The 17,287-nt window shown below is 65.1% G+C and carries 17 protein-coding genes; 3 read left to right on the forward strand and 14 right to left on the reverse strand.

Features of this window, described 5'->3' with window-relative positions:
* Positions 1-92 precede the first annotated feature (92 nt).
* Positions 93-1,028 carry a Na/Pi cotransporter family protein gene (locus AS26_RS03940; protein ID WP_062306297.1) on the forward strand — a complete coding sequence of 312 codons (936 nt, stop codon included), beginning with the start codon at positions 93-95 and terminating at the stop codon, positions 1,026-1,028.
* Between the two features lie 5 nt (positions 1,029-1,033).
* Here AS26_RS03940 and deoC read toward each other — a convergent pair whose 3' ends face one another.
* From deoC to AS26_RS04000, 12 genes are all read right to left on the reverse strand, one after another.
* Positions 1,034-2,332 (reverse strand): deoxyribose-phosphate aldolase, encoded by a 1,299-nt coding sequence (gene deoC / locus AS26_RS03945; protein ID WP_062306298.1) that lies wholly within the window; start codon positions 2,330-2,332, stop codon positions 1,034-1,036.
* A complete protein-coding gene (gene mtaB / locus AS26_RS03950; RefSeq protein WP_062306299.1) occupies positions 2,311-3,726 on the reverse strand; it encodes a tRNA (N(6)-L-threonylcarbamoyladenosine(37)-C(2))-methylthiotransferase MtaB in 1,416 nt (471 codons plus the stop codon). The genes deoC and mtaB overlap by 22 nt, the downstream gene beginning before the upstream one ends.
* Positions 3,727-3,730: 4 nt before the next feature.
* On the reverse strand, positions 3,731-4,483 hold the full coding sequence (locus tag AS26_RS03955) for an RsmE family RNA methyltransferase (RefSeq protein WP_062306301.1): 753 nt from the start codon (positions 4,481-4,483) through the stop codon (positions 3,731-3,733).
* Positions 4,483-5,433: a 50S ribosomal protein L11 methyltransferase gene (gene prmA / locus AS26_RS03960; protein ID WP_062306302.1), complete on the reverse strand. Its 951-nt coding sequence runs from the start codon at positions 5,431-5,433 to the stop codon at positions 4,483-4,485. Before prmA ends, AS26_RS03955 begins: the two co-directional genes overlap by 1 nt.
* A gap of 39 nt (positions 5,434-5,472) precedes the next feature.
* On the reverse strand, positions 5,473-6,612 hold the full coding sequence (gene dnaJ / locus AS26_RS03965) for a molecular chaperone DnaJ (RefSeq protein WP_062306304.1): 1,140 nt from the start codon (positions 6,610-6,612) through the stop codon (positions 5,473-5,475).
* 123 nt (positions 6,613-6,735) lie between these two features.
* Entirely contained in the window at positions 6,736-8,586 is a 1,851-nt protein-coding gene (gene dnaK / locus AS26_RS03970; RefSeq protein ID WP_062306305.1) for a molecular chaperone DnaK, read from the reverse strand.
* A gap of 60 nt (positions 8,587-8,646) precedes the next feature.
* On the reverse strand, positions 8,647-9,276 hold the full coding sequence (grpE, locus tag AS26_RS03975) for a nucleotide exchange factor GrpE (protein WP_062306307.1): 630 nt from the start codon (positions 9,274-9,276) through the stop codon (positions 8,647-8,649).
* 16 nt (positions 9,277-9,292) lie between these two features.
* Positions 9,293-10,327, reverse strand: coding sequence for a heat-inducible transcriptional repressor HrcA (gene hrcA / locus AS26_RS03980; protein WP_062306308.1), 1,035 nt, complete (start codon positions 10,325-10,327; stop codon positions 9,293-9,295).
* 80 nt (positions 10,328-10,407) lie between these two features.
* Positions 10,408-11,580 carry a radical SAM family heme chaperone HemW gene (hemW, locus tag AS26_RS03985; protein ID WP_245629597.1) on the reverse strand — a complete coding sequence of 391 codons (1,173 nt, stop codon included), beginning with the start codon at positions 11,578-11,580 and terminating at the stop codon, positions 10,408-10,410.
* The gene (gene lepA / locus AS26_RS03990) at positions 11,580-13,394 is read right to left on the reverse strand and encodes a translation elongation factor 4 (protein WP_062306309.1); all 1,815 of its coding nucleotides are present in this window, start codon (positions 13,392-13,394) and stop codon (positions 11,580-11,582) included. The genes hemW and lepA overlap by 1 nt, the downstream gene beginning before the upstream one ends.
* 148 nt (positions 13,395-13,542) lie before the next feature.
* Positions 13,543-14,190 (reverse strand): cation efflux transmembrane domain-containing protein, encoded by a 648-nt coding sequence (locus AS26_RS03995; RefSeq protein ID WP_062306311.1) that lies wholly within the window; start codon positions 14,188-14,190, stop codon positions 13,543-13,545.
* Between the two features lie 12 nt (positions 14,191-14,202).
* A complete protein-coding gene (locus tag AS26_RS04000) occupies positions 14,203-14,658 on the reverse strand; it encodes a hypothetical protein (protein WP_062306313.1) in 456 nt (151 codons plus the stop codon).
* Between the two features lie 186 nt (positions 14,659-14,844).
* Here AS26_RS04000 and AS26_RS04005 point away from each other — a divergent pair, with 186 nt between their 5' ends.
* The gene (locus AS26_RS04005) at positions 14,845-15,498 is read left to right on the forward strand and encodes a lytic transglycosylase domain-containing protein (RefSeq protein WP_062306335.1); all 654 of its coding nucleotides are present in this window, start codon (positions 14,845-14,847) and stop codon (positions 15,496-15,498) included.
* 5 nt (positions 15,499-15,503) lie between these two features.
* Here the strand turns inward: AS26_RS04005 and gpr are convergent, their stop codons facing one another.
* A complete protein-coding gene (gene gpr, locus AS26_RS04010; RefSeq protein WP_062306314.1) occupies positions 15,504-16,535 on the reverse strand; it encodes a GPR endopeptidase in 1,032 nt (343 codons plus the stop codon).
* 127 nt (positions 16,536-16,662) lie between these two features.
* Here gpr and rpsT point away from each other — a divergent pair, with 127 nt between their 5' ends.
* Positions 16,663-16,950 (forward strand): 30S ribosomal protein S20, encoded by a 288-nt coding sequence (rpsT, locus tag AS26_RS04015; protein WP_008337166.1) that lies wholly within the window; start codon positions 16,663-16,665, stop codon positions 16,948-16,950.
* A 13-nt stretch (positions 16,951-16,963) separates the two neighbouring features.
* Here rpsT and AS26_RS04020 read toward each other — a convergent pair whose 3' ends face one another.
* Positions 16,964-17,266: a small, acid-soluble spore protein, alpha/beta type gene (locus AS26_RS04020; protein WP_062306315.1), complete on the reverse strand. Its 303-nt coding sequence runs from the start codon at positions 17,264-17,266 to the stop codon at positions 16,964-16,966.
* Between the last annotated feature and the right edge of the window lie 21 nt (positions 17,267-17,287).

The raw sequence follows: 17,287 nt of genomic DNA on the forward strand, positions 1-17,287 counted from the left end.
TGTGGCCATTATAGTACAGCAGGAAATGCTCGTCAAACACGCATGCGCCTTCGGTTGACCGCATAGGTTGTCCTAGAACGGGAGGGAGGCGCATGATCACCCACGCCCTCGCGACAGCCCTCGCCCTCGTCGCCTTCCTCGGCGGCCTCCGACTCATGCGATCCGGCTTCGAGCGCACGGCCGAAGGACGCCTGGCACGCCTCCTGCGGAGGGCAGCCGCGACGCCCACGCGCGCCATCGTCACCGGGGCCGTCAGCACGGCGCTGCTTCAGTCCTCCGGGGCGGTGACCGCGATCACGGTCGGGCTGGTGGCCGCCGGAAGCCTCGACTTCGCGAGCGGCCTGGGACTGGTCCTCGGCGCAAACGTGGGCACCACCGTCACGCCGCAATTGCTCCACCTGAATCTCTGGGGCATCGCGCTTCCGGCACTCGCCGCGGGCCTCATCCTCTCCCTAGCCCCCAGCCAGAAGCACCGGCCGCTCGGCGAGGGACTGGTTGGGTTTGCTTGCCTCTTCATCGCCCTGCAGGCGCTCGCCGCCGCGCTCCACCCGCTCGCAGCGGCCCCGTTTTTTCGCGAGGCACTGGCCGCCGCCGGGCGCCAGGTGGTGGTTGCAGCGCTCGCCGGCTGCGCCCTCAGCGCGCTCGTTCAGTCGTCCACCGCCACCACGCTCATCGCCATGGCACTCGCCGGAGGACACATGATCCCGCTCGAAGGCGGGATCGCCATCGCGCTCGGCGCGAACGTCGGAACGTGCCTCACGTCCGTCCTGGCAGCCATCGGCACGCCACGCGCCGCGCAACGCATCGCGCTCGCCCACGTGCTTTTGAACGCCCTGGGCGTCGCGGCGTTTCTCCCCATTCTGCACCCCTTCACGAGCGCGGTGGCCCTCGCGTCGACGTCGCCCGCCCAGGCGGTGGCCAACGCCAACACCGCGTTCAACGCCATCTGCACGCTCGCGGTCTGGCCGTTCACGCGCCCCTTCGCGCGGCTCCTCACGTGGATGCTGCCGGATCCGCGCACGGCCTGATGGCATCAGGCCTCGTCCAGCAACTTGAGCGCGGACGACGTGCCGAGCCGGTCCGCGCCAAACCGGAGCAGGTTGCGCGCCGCCGCCCTCGTGCGAATGCCGCCGCTCGCCTTCACACCCGCGCTGCCGGCGACCGCGATGGCCATGAGCGCGACGTCCGCTGGGCGCGCGCCCGCCCGGTGATACCCGGTCGACGTTTTGACGAAGTCGGCACCCGCCGCCACCGAGACCAAGGCGCCCTTCACCACGGCATCCGGCTGAAGCGCGCTCGTCTCCAGAATCACCTTCACCGGCACGGGCGGAAACCGGAGTCGAGCCGCCTCCACCACGGCGCGCACCGCCTGCGCGTACGCCCACACGTCGCCCTCAACGAGCGCGCCGATGGGCCCCACCATGTCGATCTCGTCTGCGCCTGCGGCGATGGCCTCCAGCGCCTCCTGGCGCATGGCGTTGGCCGTCTGCGTCCCGTGCGGAAACCCAATCACCGTGCACACCCGAACACCGCTTCCGGCGACCGCGCGCTTGGCGACGGCCACGTGGCGCGGAGACACGCACACCATCGGCAGATTATGGTGGACCGCCTCGAGGCAGAGATTCTGAACGTCGATCTCGCTCGCCTCGGGCTTGAGAAGCGTCGATTCCATGGCGGACCGCACCGCATCCTCGGCGACCTCGCGGGGCAGCACGAGGCTCTTAGCGTCGGGCAGGCGCAGTTCGGGACAGGTCACGGCCAACTCCTCGCGGCACGCGTCCACGAGTTTGCGCGTCACCGCTTCCGCGTCGCGCCACGCGCCCATCACCTGCTCCCACGGCGCATCCGGGCCGAGCGCCCGCCACGCCTCCTCGAACCGCCCATCGCGCCACGCGAGAAGCGCGTCCGCCTTGGAAAACGCGAACCGCCAGTTCTCGTAGCCGCGCTCATCGTGACGGCGCTTGGCCTCGTCCCACGGCAGAAAGTACGCCCCGTTCACTTCCTCCGCCTGGTGCACCGGCTCCGAGCCGTCTTCGGCCACCATGAGAAAAAGCCGCACCTGCTTGCGCACACGCTCACCGCCGCGCTCGATGAGGTACTCCACCCGGCCGATGTCGCCCGCGATGCGCGCGATGACGCCCGTCTCCTCCTGCACCTCGCGCAGCGCCGCCTGCTCCCACGACTCGCCGGGCTCGAGATGCCCCTTGGGAAACGACACCTGGCCGTACTGATCGTCGATCAACAGCACCTCGCGCGAGCCGTTTCGCTCCCGCACCACGACGCCTCCGGCTGCCCGCTCCACGCGCATCGTCACGACGTCATCCGCCCCCATTCCATCGCCTGCTCTTCGTCCGGGAACGTCACCTGCTCAAGAAACTCGGCGCGATGCACGCCCGGGCCGACGGCGGTCATCCGCACGCGAATGACTTCGCCGACCATCGACTCGAGTGGCACGCCCGGCGGGACGTCGAACGCCACGCGCAGGTAGTGCCCGTCGTAGCCCACGAGCATGCGCGACGCCTCCGGAAGGTGGCTGTAGGCCCGGCGCGCCTCGTCGTCCGCGGACGAAAGCGGCGACTCCGCAATGACCTCGAGCTCCCTGCCCACGAAGGAGGCGGCGTACGACCGCCGCAACGCCTCGCCGAGCGCAATCATTCGCTCAACCCGCGCCCGCTTCACGTCCTCCGGCACCTGATCCTTGAACTTGTAGGCCGCGGTACCGCGCCGCGGCGAATACGGAAACACGTGCAACTGCGCGTACCGCTGATCCCGCACAAACGCGTACGTCTCCTCGAACTGCTCGTCCGTCTCGCCCGGAAAGCCGACGATCACGTCCGTCGTCACGGCGAGATCGGGCAAGCGGCGGCGCAGCGCCCGCAGCTTTTCCGCGTACTCGGCCGCCGTGTAGTGGCGGTGCATGCGGCGAAGTACTGCATCGGAGCCCGCCTGCAGCGGGATGTGCAAGTGCGGCACCACCTTTTTCGACGCTGCGAGCACGTCCATCAGGCGATCGTCGATCTCGCTCGCCTCAATCGAGCTGATCCGGATGCGAAACGGCAGGTCGATGCGCTCGAGATCGATCAGCAGATCCGCCAGGCGGTAGTTGTCAAAGTCCTCGCCATAGCCGCCGGTATGGATGCCCGTGAGCACAATTTCGCGATAGCCCGCGCGCGCGAGTTTCGTGGCCTGCAACACGACGTTCTCCGGCTTGCGGCTGCGGATGAGCCCTCTCGCGCGCGGAATGATGCAAAACGTGCAGAAGTTGTTGCAGCCATCTTGGATCTTGAGGTTCGCGCGGGATCGCTCCTCGAAGTACGGCACGTCGAGCTCGTCGAACTCGGTCGCCTTCATGATGTTGCCCACGGCCAGATACGGCTTCCGCTCCGCGAGCACCGCCTCGACGTGATCGACAATCTTCGACTTCTGGTCGTTTCCGACGACGAGATCCACGCCCTGAATGCGCGCGATCTCGTCGGGCGCAATCTGCGCATAACAGCCTGTGACCACCACCACCGCGTCGGGATTGGTGCGCACGGCGCGGCGGATCATCTGGCGGCTCTTGCGATCGCCCGTGTGAGTGACCGTGCACGTGTTCACGACGTACACGTCCGCCACGCTGTCAAACGGGACCTGCGTGTAACCGCGCCGCTTGAACGTCTGCCATATCCCCTCGGTGTCATAGAAGTTCACCTTGCAGCCCAAGGTGTGAAACGCCACCGTCGGCACGCTTTCAACCTCCCATGTCGCCCGATTCCGCGAGCGCTATCGCAATCGCCACCGCGCCCGCCGTCTCCGTGCGCAGGATGCGCGGGCCGAGCGTCACCGTCAGGCAGCGCGCATCCTCCTTCGCCATCTGCCGTTCGCCGCGCGCGAGTCCGCCCTCCGGCCCGACCACCACGGCGATTCGGGCGTTCTCCGCGCCACCGCGAATTGCCGAACGAATCCCGCGATCGCGCTCCTCCTCGTCGAGCACGAGGACGTGATCGACCTCGTGTGCTCCGAGGGCGGCGAGCGACGCGGAGAAGCTCTGCGCCCACGCGACAAACGGAACCACGTCCCGCTGCGCCTGCATCGCCGCCTCGCGCACGACCTTGCGCCAGCGCGCGAGCTTCTGCTCCACCTTGGCGGCGCCCGAGAGCTTGACCACGGATCGCTCGGCCTCAAACACCACAAAGCCCCAGGCGCCAATCTCGGTGCACTTCTGCAGAATGGCGTCCATCTTGTCGCCTTTGGCCAGTCCCTGGACCAAGATCAGACGTCGCCTGGGTTCGCTCGACGGCGCGCGCTCGCGCAAGTGCACGCAGATCTCGCCAGGCCGCACCGCCGAAATTTCGGCTCGGAACGGACCGTTGGCGGCACACACCACGAGGGCCTCGCCGGGCCTGGCGCGGAGCACGCGAGAAAAGTGATGCCCATCTTCGCCGCCCACCCACACGAAAGCCCCTTCTTCCACGCGAACGTCCAAAAACAGGCGCGGCAGCATCAGCGCTTCACCGCCAACACGCTCACCCAGTCGTCCTGGTGCGATCTGCGCACCACCGAAAACCCGTGGTGCCGAAGCGCTTGCTCCACCTGCTCACGCTGGGACTCGATATAACCCGAGGTCAACAGCATACCCCCGTCCACCAAGCGCGGGCGCACCTGTGGCACGAGCGCGATCACGACGTCGCGCAGAATGTTGGCCACCGCGAGATGGAACGTCTCGTCCGGGCGAAGCGCGTTCAGCAGGTCACCTTGCCGCACATCGATGCGATCCGCGAGCCCGTTCTTCTGCACGTTGTCGATCGCGGCCGATACGGCGACGGGATCGAGATCGATGGCCACGACGCGCTCTGCGCCGGCGAGCGCCGCGGCGATGGCGAGGACGCCCGTGCCCGTCCCGACGTCCACCACGCGCATCCCGGGTCGGACCACGTCCGCCAGGATCTCGGCGCACATCTGCGTCGTCTGGTGATGGCCCGTGCCAAAGGCCATGCCTGGCTCGATGGCAATGACGCGGCGCCCGCGATACGGCTCGAGATCAGCCGGATCGGCCCAGACGGGCGCAATGACGAGCGAACGCCCAATCGGAATGGGATGATACTGCTCCCGCCACGCGTCCTTCCACTCGGACTCGTCCACCCGCTCGACTCGAACGTCCGACGCCTGTGGGCCCGGATCGAGCCCCGCTTCCCGGACGCGGCGCACCGCGTCTCGGACGCGCTGCTCGATCTCGCCGCGATCATGCGTCTCCGGAACATACACCGAGACCTCCACGTCTGGCGTCGGCGTCAACTGCTCGTCAAACCACTCCCCAAACCGCGGCGGCCTCACCTCGCCCGGCGAAACGCCCTCCATCTGCACGCCCTGCACATCTGGATAGCTCTGAAGCACGGCGGACAGCGCGTCCGCCGCCTCGTGCGTCACGCGCACGCGCACGTGCCACCAACGCAATGCGATGCCTCCTCACGACTTCGTCTGACCCTCGGGCCGTCAGCCGAGAAACGCGTCCTTCACGCGCTCCATGAACGTCCGCTGCTGCTCGTGCGTCTGCTCGCCGAGCTCCTTGGCAAGCTGGCGGAACAACTCCTTTTGCCGCTCCGTCAGATTGGTCGGCGTGACCACATGCACGCGGATGTGCTCATCGCCGCGCACGAGCGGCGATCCGAGCTTCGGAATCCCCTTGCCGCGCAGGCGGAACGTCGTGCCCGTCTGGGTTCCCTCCGGAATGCGAAGCTTCACCTTGCCCTCGAGCGTGGGCACCTCAATTTCGTCGCCCAGTGCCGCCTGAACGAATGAAATCGGCACGTCGACATAGATGTTCGTGCCGTCTCGCTCAAACACTTCGTGCGGATGGACACGGATCACGACGAAGAGATCGCCCGGCGGGCCGCCGTTCGGGCTCGGCTCGCCGTAGCCCGCCATGCGAAGTCGCGTCCCGGTGTCCACGCCGGGCGGCACCTTGACGTCCACGCTGCGCCGCACCCGCCGCCTGCCCTGACCGCGGCAGTCCGGGCACGGCTGTTCGATGACCTGCCCTCGCCCGTGGCACACGGGACAAGGGCGCCGGTTGATCATGCGGCCAAACGGCGTGTTAGTGACGGTCTGCTGCTCCCCGGTGCCATGACACGCTTGGCAGACGCGCGGCTTCGTGCCCGGCTTCGCCCCAGATCCCCCGCAGGTGGAACACGTCTCCGTCCGGGGCACCTGGATCTCGCGGGTCGTACCAAACACCGCCTCCTCGAACGAGATCTCCATCTCGTATTCCAGATCATGCCCGCGCACGGGTCCGCGCCGCGTGCCGCCGCCAAAAAACATATCGAAGATATCGCCAAAGCCGCCCAGGTCGAAATCGGCAAATCCAGCTCCCGGGCCCCCGGCCTGGCCCTGAAACCCGCCAAACCCCTGCGCGGGATCTTCGTGGCCAAACTGATCATAGCGCGCTCGTTTCTCCGGATCCGAGAGCACGGCGTACGCCTCGGCGATCTCGGCGAACTTCTGCTGCGCATTCGGGTCGTTCTTGTTGACGTCCGGGTGGTACTGGCGCGCGAGCTTTCGATACGCCTTTTTGATTTCTTCCTGTGTGGCGGACCGGCTGACACCGAGAACCTCGTAGTAATCTCGCTTGCTCACCGGTATCCCTCCAAACGACCACCGTCGCTCCACACCATCTTACAACGAGGGCAGGGCGACGTCACGCGCATCACCCTGCCTGATCCATCCGCTATCGCGTCTACCGCAGCCTATGCGCTTCCATCACTTCTTGTCCGGGTCCACTTCCCGGAAGTCCGCGTCCACCACGGTATCCGAAGCCTGGCCCGTCGTGCCGGTTGCGCTCGAAGCACCCGCTTGCTGCGTTGCGCTCGCCGACTGGGCCGCCTGTTCGTAAAGCTTCGTCGACAACTTGTGCAGCGTCTCCTGCAGCGCCTGCGACTTGGCCTTGATGGCCTCGATGTCAGAGCCGGCCATCGCATCGCGGAGATCTTTCTGCTTCGACTCGGCCTCACTCTTCAGGGAAGCGTCGACTTTGTCGCCGAGATCGCGCAGCAGCTTGTCGGTCTGGTACAGGAGTTGGTCCGCCTGGTTGCGAACTTCTACCTGCTCGCGCCGCTTTTTGTCCTCCTCGGCGTACATCTGCGCCTCCTTCATCATCCGCTCGACCTCTTCCTTCGACAGGCCGCTCGAAGCGGTGATGGTGATGCGCTGCGACTTGCCGGTGGCAAGATCTTTTGCCGAGACGTGCACGATGCCGTTCGCGTCGATGTCGAAGGTGACCTCAATTTGCGGCACGCCGCGCGGCGCGGGCGGAATGTCGTTCAGCGTGAAACGGCCGAGCGTTTTGTTGTCTGCCGCCATCTCGCGCTCGCCCTGCAGCACGTGGATTTCCACCGCCGTCTGGTTGTCGGCCGCCGTGGTGAAGATCTGGCTCTTCGACGTCGGAATGGTCGTGTTCCGCGGGATGATGCGCGTGAACACGCCGCCCATCGTCTCAATGCCCAGGGAGAGCGGCGTGACGTCGAGCAGCACGATGTCCTTGACTTCGCCCGTCAGCACGCCCGCCTGAATCGCGGCGCCGATGGCGACGACCTCGTCCGGGTTCACGCCCTTCGATGGCTCCTTGCCGATGAGGCGCTTGACCGCCTCCTGCACAGCCGGGATGCGCGTCGAACCGCCGACCAAGATCACCTTGTCGATGTCGGCTGGCGTGAGTCCCGCGTCCTGCAGCGCCTGGCGGGTCGGCCCCATCGTCGCCTCGACGAGATCCGCTGTCAATTCCTCGAACTTCGCCCGCGTGAGGTTGACCTCGAGGTGCTTCGGGCCGGTCGCGTCCGCCGAGATGAACGGCAGCGAGATGGTGGTTGTCAGCGTGGACGAGAGCTCCTTCTTCGCCTTTTCCGCCGCATCCTTCAGGCGCTGCATGGCCATGCGGTCGTGGGACAGGTCAATGCCGGTGTCCTTTTTGAAGAGTTCAATCAGATACTGGATGATGCGGTTGTCGAAGTCGTCGCCGCCGAGGTGGTTGTTGCCGCTCGTCGCCTTGACTTCGAACACGCCATCGCCGAGTTCCAGGATGGACACGTCGAACGTGCCACCGCCGAGGTCGAACACCAGGATGGTCTGGTCTTCCTCCTTGTCCAAACCGTATGCGAGCGCGGCCGCCGTCGGCTCGTTGATGATGCGGAGCACTTCAAGGCCGGCGATACGGCCCGCGTCGCGCGTCGCCTGGCGCTGGCTGTCGCTGAAATACGCCGGGACGGTGATGACGGCCTGGGTGACCGGCTCGCCGAGGAAGGCCTCCGCGTCCGCCTTCAGCTTTTGCAGGATCATCGCGGAGATTTCAGGCGGCGTGTACGACTTGCCGTCGATGGTCACCTTGTAGTCGGTGCCCATATGGCGCTTGATCGAGATGATGGTCCTGTCCGGATTCGTGATGGCCTGGCGCTTCGCGACGTCGCCGACGAGGCGCTCGCCGTCTTTGGTGAAAGCCACGACGGACGGCGTCGTCCGGTTGCCTTCAGCGTTTGGAATGACGACGGGCTCACCGCCTTCCAACACCGCGACACAAGAGTTAGTGGTACCGAGGTCAATGCCGATGACTTTCCCCACTTCGCGTCCCTCCCCAGATCATGGACGGTATTGACACCTTGGCTTCTTGGTTTCTCGCGTTCAGACGCTGACCTTCACCATGGCCGGGCGCAGCACCCTGCCGTGCAGCAAATACCCCTTCTGCAGCACCTCGATCACGCGCCCGGGTTCCTGGCCTTCGACCTGTTCCTGCATCACCGCTTCATGTTGCGCCGGATCGAACGGTGCGCCGACCGCATCCATCTCGGTCACGCCGTACTGGTGCATGACCTGGATGAGCTGGCGGTGCACCATCTCGATCCCCTGTTTCATCTGCGGCTCATTCACGCCCTCGAGCGCCTGGATCGCGCGGTCAAAATTGTCGAGGACGGGCAGCAAGTCGGCGAGCAGCTTCTTGGTCGCGAACTGAACGAGTTCCTCGCGCTCCTGGCGGGTGCGGCGGCGAAAATTGTCGAAATCCGCCCGCGTCCTCAGGAGCTGCTGTGTCAACTCTTCGATCTGCGCGTCGCGCGGATCGGGCTCCGAGGCGCCAGGGGCCTCGTCCTCGGCCGCATCGCCTGGCTCGTACGCGAGATCCTCCTCGGCCATCTCGGCCGGATCGACCTCATCCGAAGGCCGAGCATCGGCTTCGGCCTTCGCGTCCGCCGACTTCGATTCCGCCGCTTCTCCTTCGTTCGGATCTTTCACGACATCGTCCGCCACGAGCAACATCCTTTCTTCCACTCCATCACCCGCTTGACGCAAACCGCGTCAAAAACTCCGTCAGCGCCTGCGAGGTGAAGGAGAGAATCTGCATGACGCGATTGTAGTCCATGCGCGTGGGGCCCAACACTCCAATATGGCCCACCGGCACGCCACCCAAACGGTACGTGGTGGCAATGACCGTGCAATCCTTGAGCTCCACGACTGCGTTTTCGGCGCCTATGCGCACCTCGATGCCGTCTTCCGCCTTCGGGAACCAGTTCGAGATGGACTCATTCTGTTCCAGCAGGCTGAGAATCGGCTGCGCCTTGCCGACGTCGTGAAATTCCGGCTGCGCCAGCATGTTCGAGGCGCCGCCGATAAAGACGGTCTCCTCGCGCTCGGGCACTTGGCACACCTCGTTCAACACGGCAATGGCGTCCTCGAACCGCTCAACGGTACGGCGCAATTCGCTAGCCAACTCCGCGTACAGCGTGCGGCGAAGCTCGGAGATGGGCACGCCGACCACCTTGTCGTTGAGCACGCGGACGAGCGTCTCCACGTCGTCCGCCTCCATCTCGGACGAAAACCGCACGTGCACCGTCTCGACGTGCCCAGAGTTGGTGACCAGGATGGCAATCGCACGGCCGCCGCCGAGCGGAATCAGTTCGATCTTGCGCAGTTTCTCGGTGTCCGTCTTCGGCCCGAGCACAATCACCGTCTGCTTGGTCAACATGGAGAGCACGTTCGCCACTTCGCGGGCGACCTGCTCCACTTCGTCGATGCGCTTGGTGAACACGGATTTCAAGAACTCGCCCGTTTCGCGATCCATCTGTCCCAGGCGCAACAGGTTGTCGACATAGAACCGGTAGCCCTTCTGCGATGGAACGCGTCCGGCCGAGGTGTGTGGCTGAGTTAAGTAGCCCATTTCCTCCAGATCCGCCATCTCATTCCGGATGGTGGCCGGGCTATACTGAATCTCCTCATGTTTGGCGAGCGCCCGCGAACCAATGGGTTCCGCCATCCGGACGTAGTCCTCGATGATCGCGGACAAAATCAGCTGTTGCCGGGGCGTCAACATGGTCTCGCCTCCTTGTTAGCACTCCAGGCGCTCGAGTGCTAAACCGTTCTCCTTGACAATATCAATCTGGTTGCGCCTTGTCAATGGATGTCGGCCGCGCCCATCCACCGCTCGAAGATGGCGTTCGCCACAGGCCAATAGGCGTCCGGGATGCGATAAGCCGTGCCCCGCCGCTCCAGCAAGCCTTCTGCCAAAAGTCGTTCGGCCACGCCCGGAAACACCGCCTCGATGGGCCGGCCAAACCGCTCCGCGAAGCGATGGCCGTCCACGCCTTCCGCCAAACGCAATCCGAGGATCACCTGATCCTCCGCGCGCTCCTCGACAGGGATCCACCGCCGCTCGGACACAGGCCTCCGCCCCTCGCGCACGGCCGTCAAGTAGGCGGCAAACCGGCGCTCCATCGCGTACCGCTCGCCGCGGGCGTAGCCGTGCGCGCCGATCCCACTCGCCAGATACGGCTCGTTCCTCCAGTAGGTGAGGTTGTGCCGAGCCTCGCCGCCCGGACGCGCAAAGTTGGAGATCTCGTAGTGGACGAAGCCAGCCTCGATCAGCGCGTCCCGCACGAGCTGGTACATGTCCGCCTCCGCGTCTTCGCCCGGCAGATTCAAGAGCCCCATGTCGTGCCACTTGGCGAACGGCGTCCCGGGCTCGATCTTGAGCCAGTACGCGGAGACGTGATCGACCGGAAGGCGAAGGACCGCGGCCACACTTTCTTCCACGTCCCGCAGCGTCTGATCCGGCAGCCCAAACATCAGATCGACATTCACGTGGGCAAAGCCGAGATCGCGCGCGGCCCACACGGCTTGTTCGATCGCGTCGCGCAGATGCGCGCGGCCGATGGCCTGCAGCAGGTGGTCCTGGAAGGCCTGCGCGCCAAACGAGATGCGATTGACGCCGTGATGGCGAAGCACGCGGAGCTTTTCCCGGGTGATGGAGTCCGGATTGGATTCAAACGTGATCTCGGCGTCTCTGCGAAACGCGAAGCGCTCGCGCATGGCGCCCAACAGCCGATCGAGGAGGGAAGCGGAGAGCAAGGTCGGGGTGCCGCCGCCAAAGTAGGCTGTTGCGAGCGGGGCCTCCAGGGGCTCCATCATGTCCCATTCCGCCACAAGCGCATCGACGTAAGCCTCCATCGCGGCGGGCGACTTCACGAAGGTCGTGAAGTCGCAGTAGAAACACCGGCTCTTACAAAAGGGAATGTGCACATACAGGGATTCAGGCGCGCGATGTTCCTCTCTGTCCTCCACATCCATCACTCCATCTTCAGCACGGCCATGAACGCCTCCTGAGGCACCTCAACGCGCCCGACCTGCTTCATCCGTTTCTTACCCTCTTTCTGCTTTTCCAAAAGCTTTCTCTTACGCGTGATGTCGCCGCCGTAACACTTGGCGAGCACGTTCTTCCGCATGGCGCGGATGGTTTCGCGCGCAATGACGCGGCTCCCGATGGCCGCCTGAATGGGCACCTCAAACAGTTGGCGCGGAATGATTTCCTTCAGTTTCTCGCAGACCAACCGGCCGCGCTCGTACGCCTTGTCCTTGTGCACGATGAACGACAGGGCGTCGACCACTTCCCCGTTCAACAAAATGTCGAGCTTCACCAGATTGGACGGCCGGTACCCAATGAACTCGTAATCGAGCGACGCATACCCCTTTGTGGACGATTTCAGCCGATCGAAAAAGTCGTACACAATCTCGGCGAGCGGCAAATCGTACACGATGGTCGTGCGCGTGTCGTCGAGGTACTGCATGTCCTGGAACTGGCCGCGCTTCTCCTGGCACAGTTCCATGATGTTGCCGACGTATTCCTTCGGCGCGAAGATGGTGGCGCGCACGAACGGCTCCTCGATGCGGTCGATTCGATCCGGGCTTGGCATCTTGCTCGGATTATCGATCTCTTCCATGGTCCCGTCCGTCCGATACACTCGATACACCACGCTCGGCGCCGTCGTGATGAGCGTGAGCCCGTACTCTCGCTCCAGGCGCTCCTGCACAATCTCCATGTGCAACATCCCGAGAAAACCACAGCGGAAACCGAAGCCAAGCGCGCTCGACGTCTCCGGCTCGTACGTCAGCGCCGCATCGTTCAGCTCGAGCTTCTCGAGCGCTTCGCGCAGATCCTCGTAATCCGCCGAATCCACGGGATACAGGCCACAGAACACCATCGGGTTCACTTTTCGGTAGCCGGGCAGCGGTTCGGCCGCCGGGCGAAGGGCATCGGTGACCGTGTCGCCGACGCGCGTGTCGCGCACGTTCTTGATGCTCGCGGCAAAGTACCCGACCTCTCCCGCCTCAAGCCGTTCGACGGGCGTCATCTTCGGGCGGAACACGCCCACCTCGTCGACCCCGAACTCCTTGTCCGTCGACATCATCTTAATCCGCATGCCCTTCTGGATGACGCCGTCGAACACCCGGATATACACGATCACGCCGCGGTACGAGTCGTAATGGGAGTCGAAGATGAGCGCCTTCAGCGGCGCGTCGGGATCGCCCGAAGGGGGTGGGATGCGAGCGACGACTCGCTCGAGCACCTCTTCGATCCCGATGCCCGCCTTTGCCGAAGCCAAGACCGCGTCCGATGCGTCGAGGCCGATGACCTCCTCGATCTGCTGCTTCACCCGCTCCGGATCCGCGCTCGGCAAATCGATCTTGTTGATGACCGGTATGATCTCCAGGTTGTTATCAATGGCGAGGTACACGTTCGCGAGCGTCTGCGCCTCCACGCCCTGGGACGCGTCCACGACGAGCAACGCCCCCTCGCATGCCGCGAGCGAGCGAGAGACCTCGTACGTGAAGTCGACGTGGCCCGGCGTGTCGATCAGGTTCAGGATGTAGTCCTGCCCGTCCTTCGCCCGATAGTTGAGCCTCACGGCCTGGAGCTTGATGGTAATGCCCCGCTCGCGCTCGAGATCCAGTTGGTCGAGCAGCTGATCCTGCATCTCGCGCGGGCTCACCGCGCCCGTGAACTCCAGAATGCGATCCGCCAGCGTGGATTTGCCGTGATCGATATGCGCGATGATAGAAAAGTTCCGAATATGCTCTTGGCGTTCGCCCTTTGCCACGTTCATCCTCCTCGGTGCACCGCGCGCCCGTCCGCACGATGCAGGCCGCCGTGCACAAAAGAAACCGCGCCCGTTGCGCGGCCTGCCGATGTCATATGGATCAGTATATCACGGGCTGCGCCGAGTCGCCACGCCCGTCCCTGTCGCAAAAGGCTCAATGCGAGTGCGAGTGCGTGTGTCCATCGCCGGCGACAAATGCGCCGACGGACTCCCATCCTTCCTTGACGACGAAATACAGAATGCCACAGGCCGCCAGCGGATCGACCCACCACCAGTGAAAGAGGTCGTTCATCACGACCCCGGCCAGCAAGGTCCACGACATGTAGCCGCAGGTGAACGAGCACATCGCGTCGCCGCAGAGCGCCGGGCTGTCGAGCAACTGGCCGTAGCGGAGTTTCTCGACCGCGAGCCAGGGCGTGATGACGCTCGAGGCGAGGGCCACCGCAAGCCCAAGCCAGGTCACCGAAGGGCCTTCCTGCAAGCGAATGGCCTGGCCCGATTTCACGGCCACATACGCCGCGAGCGCGAACAGGCACATCGCGACAAACCCGCTTGTCCACCGCTCCACCGGGTGCCGCCGATCCACACTCGCGCCCGTGTGGATCTCCACGTACAGCCGGACCACGAGCAGCATGGAGCTCACCAATTCGATGGCGCTGTCGACACTGAACGCGGACAAGGCCAAGCTGCCCGCGCGGTAGGCCGCGACGGCGGAAAACACGGCTTCGCACGTAATCCAGCCCACGGAGAAGAGCTCCAGTTCGAACGCGCCGCGCAGGCGCTTTTCGCGCAGAGATTGCATCGCGACCTCCGGTCAATTCGTATTGAGAAACAGGGCATTGAGCACGCTCTTCAGCACCGCGCCGAACACGTGGCTGACCTTTTCTCCGACGTACACGCCGCCCGTGTCCATGGCGGCTGCAAGCGCGCTGTTCGCGGCGTCTTCCGGATCGGGCGACGGGCCGTTGCCCGAAGCCACAGAAGCAGGAACGGGATTCGAGTACTCAAGCACGGGGGCCTCGGACGAACCCGCGAATAGCGGTGCCGACGCGCCCGAGTCGAACGCCGTGCCCATCCCGGCCGTTCCGGCCGATGCCGCCAATCCGCCCGGCGCCTGGACGGCTGAGCCCGCACCCGCATTGAGATGGCTCATGAGCGAGGACACGACGCTAAATACGGTGCCACTTGCACCCAGAAGTAGGGTCAGGAAGATGGCGACGGCCAGTCCCTGCTTGAGCCGCCGACGCGCGTGCTGCCATGTGGTCTTCATCTGCGCTTCCTTCCTTCGCGTAGGTTTCTGTCCTCTAACAGCCTACGCCCATTTGGCTAAACTTATGACTCCGGTAGAGACGGGAGAGGCAGGAACGAGCGGCTCGCATCGCGAATCGTTTGGTGCGTGCGACATGGAGCGCACATGCCCGATGCACGACATGAGGATGAGGAGGGGCGGTTGTCCTTGAGCGGAGATTTGGTCGTTTGGCCCATGTCCGCAAGCGGCGTCGCCTTCGCGTCCACGCCCAGTCCGGGGCCAAGCAGCCCACCCGATGCGGAGCAATCGTTTGCCGAGGCCCTGGCGCTCTCCGCCGAGGCGCTCGAGGCCGGATCGCCGAACGGGGTGACCGCGCAGGCTGCTCGGCCAGCGGCGCCCGCCGCGACCAACGCGGCACCGGGCGGCGAGGCGTGGCCGAGCTTTGCGATGACCCTTTCGCCAGCGCCCGCCGAACCCGCGAAAAACGCCTCGCTCGAGGCGCTCATCCGGCAAGCGGCCAATCGGTACGGCTTGCCGGCGGCGTTGCTCCAGGCCGTGATCGAGCAGGAGTCGGGGGGCAACCCGAACGCCACGTCGCCCGCGGGCGCCATGGGGCTGATGCAACTGATGCCCGCCACAGCGGCGGCGTACGGAGCCACGGAGCCCTATGATCCCCGCGAGAATGTTGACGCGGGTGCCCATTACCTCGCCGACCTCTTGGCGCGGTATGGCGGGAACGTCGCGCTGGCCCTCGCCGCGTACAACGCGGGACCGGGCGTGGTGGACGCATACGGCGGCGTGCCTCCGTATCCCGAGACCGAGGCCTACGTCCGCAACGTTCTCGCGCGTGCCGGCCTGTGAGCGCGTCAGTGCGTCACCAGGTCGGCGTCTTCGAACGTCATCGCGGGATGAAGCGCGACATTCATGCTCTTGGCGAGGAGATACGCGACGTTCTCCATGAACTCGTCGACCTCCTTGGGCGCGACGACGAGGTTCTGATCGATGGGTTCCAAAACCTCTCGCACCAACTGCCATTTCTCTTGGCTTGTCAACTGATCCAACAGGCGATTCGCCGCATTGCCCGGCACTTGACGCCCGAGCTCGCGAAACACCAGTTCGATGGCGTCGCTCGCGATGGTGGCGGCGTCCACGACCGTCGGCACACCGATGGCCAGGACAGGCACGCCCAGCGTCTCTTGGTCGATGGCCTTTCGATGGTTGCCCACGCCAGCGCCCGGTTGAATCCCCGCATCGGAGAGCTGGATGGTCCTGTGCAGGCGCTCGAGCGATCTCGCCGCGAGGGCGTCCACGGCCAGCACCACGTCGGGCTTCAGGCGTTCCACCACGCCGAGGACGATCTCGCTCGTCTCAATGCCGGTCAGCCCGAGCACGCCCGGCGCAAGCGCCGCGATGGATCGGTAGCCTTCACCGCCGCCGAGCACCTCGGGCATGTAACTGAACAGGTGGCGCGTGACAAACAGCCGGTTCACGACCATCGGGCCGAGGGCGTCGGCCGTCACGTGTTCGTTCCCGAGGCCGATGACGAGCGCCGTCTCCGCCCGCTCCGGCAGGAGCCGCTTCAGTTCCTCCGCCACGATGCGGGTCAGCCTGTCCTCCAAGTCGAAGTCGCGGCGGCGCAAGCCAGGCGCCTCGATGGTGATGTACGTGCCTTTTCGCTTGCCGAGGCGCCTCGCGGCGACCTGCGTCGAGACGCGCACCCGCCTAATCACGACGCCCTCGTGTTCTTCCCGCTCCTCGTCCACGCCCCGAATGCGGCCTTCTCGAAGCGCGAGTTCTCGCGCTTCCACGGCGAGATCCGTGCGAGGGGAAGATCTCGATACCGGCAAGTGGCACGGCTTGAGGCGCACTCTCCGCGCCGCGTTCCATGAAATGACCATTGGTCGCCCTCCCCATGTGTTGCGGTCGTCCCCCAGGGTGTGTTACACTCTCTGTCGTCTGTAGATTGCCGCCCGGCCCGGTTTCCATGCCGATGCGTCGGCGAGTTGTGAGAAGCGAGGTGACATCATGGCCAATATTAAGTCCGCGAAGAAGCGGGTGTTGATCACGAAGCGCAACACGTTGCGCAACCGCTCCATCAAGTCGGCGTTGCGCACGCACATCCGCAAGTTCGAAGCGGCGTTTGCGGCTCAAGACGTGGAAGAAGCACAGGCCCGGCTTCGCACCGCGCTCCGCGCTCTGGACAAAGCGGTGACCAAGGGCGTGATCCACCGCAACACCGCGGCGCGCAAAAAGTCCCGCCTCGCGAAGCGATTCAACGCGCTGCTGAACGAAAAGCAGGCGCAGCAGGCGTAACTGCGCGCCAACCTCAAAGGCGACTCTCGGGAGTCGCTTTTTGTTTTTGCATCAACCGCTCCACGTGGCCGTGCGCGAGATCGCGCTTCGCCAGCGCCACGAGTTTGGCCACCATGGGACCGCCGAGATGGCCTCCGATTTCCCCGGCCTCCTTCGCCGTGATGGCGCCGTTTTGCCCTCCGTCGGTGTAGGCCACCCCGAGCCGATCCGCCACGAGCTTGGCGGCGGATGGCTTTTCAGGCGCGGTCCAGGGCACCTGACGGAGCTTTCCATCCGCGCCGATGACGTTGACCGTGAGCACACGTCGGTCGTCCAACGGGCTCGCCTCCCTGGCCTC

Origin of the sequence: Alicyclobacillus sendaiensis NBRC 100866 (genome assembly GCF_001552675.1) — a bacterium.
GTDB lineage: Bacteria > Bacillota > Bacilli > Alicyclobacillales > Alicyclobacillaceae > Alicyclobacillus > Alicyclobacillus sendaiensis.

Bases quoted from the DNA above. Each gene is read 5' to 3' on its own strand.
- AS26_RS03940 (WP_062306297.1), top strand. From the start codon at position 93: ATGATCACCCACGCCCTCGCGACAGCCCTCGCCCTCGTCGCCTTCCTC.
- deoC (WP_062306298.1), bottom strand. From the start codon at position 2,332: ATGGGGGCGGATGACGTCGTGACGATGCGCGTGGAGCGGGCAGCCGGA.
- AS26_RS03955 (WP_062306301.1), bottom strand. From the start codon at position 4,483: ATGCTGCCGCGCCTGTTTTTGGACGTTCGCGTGGAAGAAGGGGCTTTC.
- grpE (WP_062306307.1), bottom strand. From the start codon at position 9,276: ATGTTGCTCGTGGCGGACGATGTCGTGAAAGATCCGAACGAAGGAGAA.
- hrcA (WP_062306308.1), bottom strand. From the start codon at position 10,327: ATGTTGACGCCCCGGCAACAGCTGATTTTGTCCGCGATCATCGAGGAC.
- hemW (WP_245629597.1), bottom strand. From the start codon at position 11,580: ATGGATGTGGAGGACAGAGAGGAACATCGCGCGCCTGAATCCCTGTAT.
- lepA (WP_062306309.1), bottom strand. From the start codon at position 13,394: ATGAACGTGGCAAAGGGCGAACGCCAAGAGCATATTCGGAACTTTTCT.
- AS26_RS03995 (WP_062306311.1), bottom strand. From the start codon at position 14,190: ATGCAATCTCTGCGCGAAAAGCGCCTGCGCGGCGCGTTCGAACTGGAG.
- AS26_RS04000 (WP_062306313.1), bottom strand. From the start codon at position 14,658: ATGAAGACCACATGGCAGCACGCGCGTCGGCGGCTCAAGCAGGGACTG.
- gpr (WP_062306314.1), bottom strand. From the start codon at position 16,535: ATGGTCATTTCATGGAACGCGGCGCGGAGAGTGCGCCTCAAGCCGTGC.
- rpsT (WP_008337166.1), top strand. From the start codon at position 16,663: ATGGCCAATATTAAGTCCGCGAAGAAGCGGGTGTTGATCACGAAGCGC.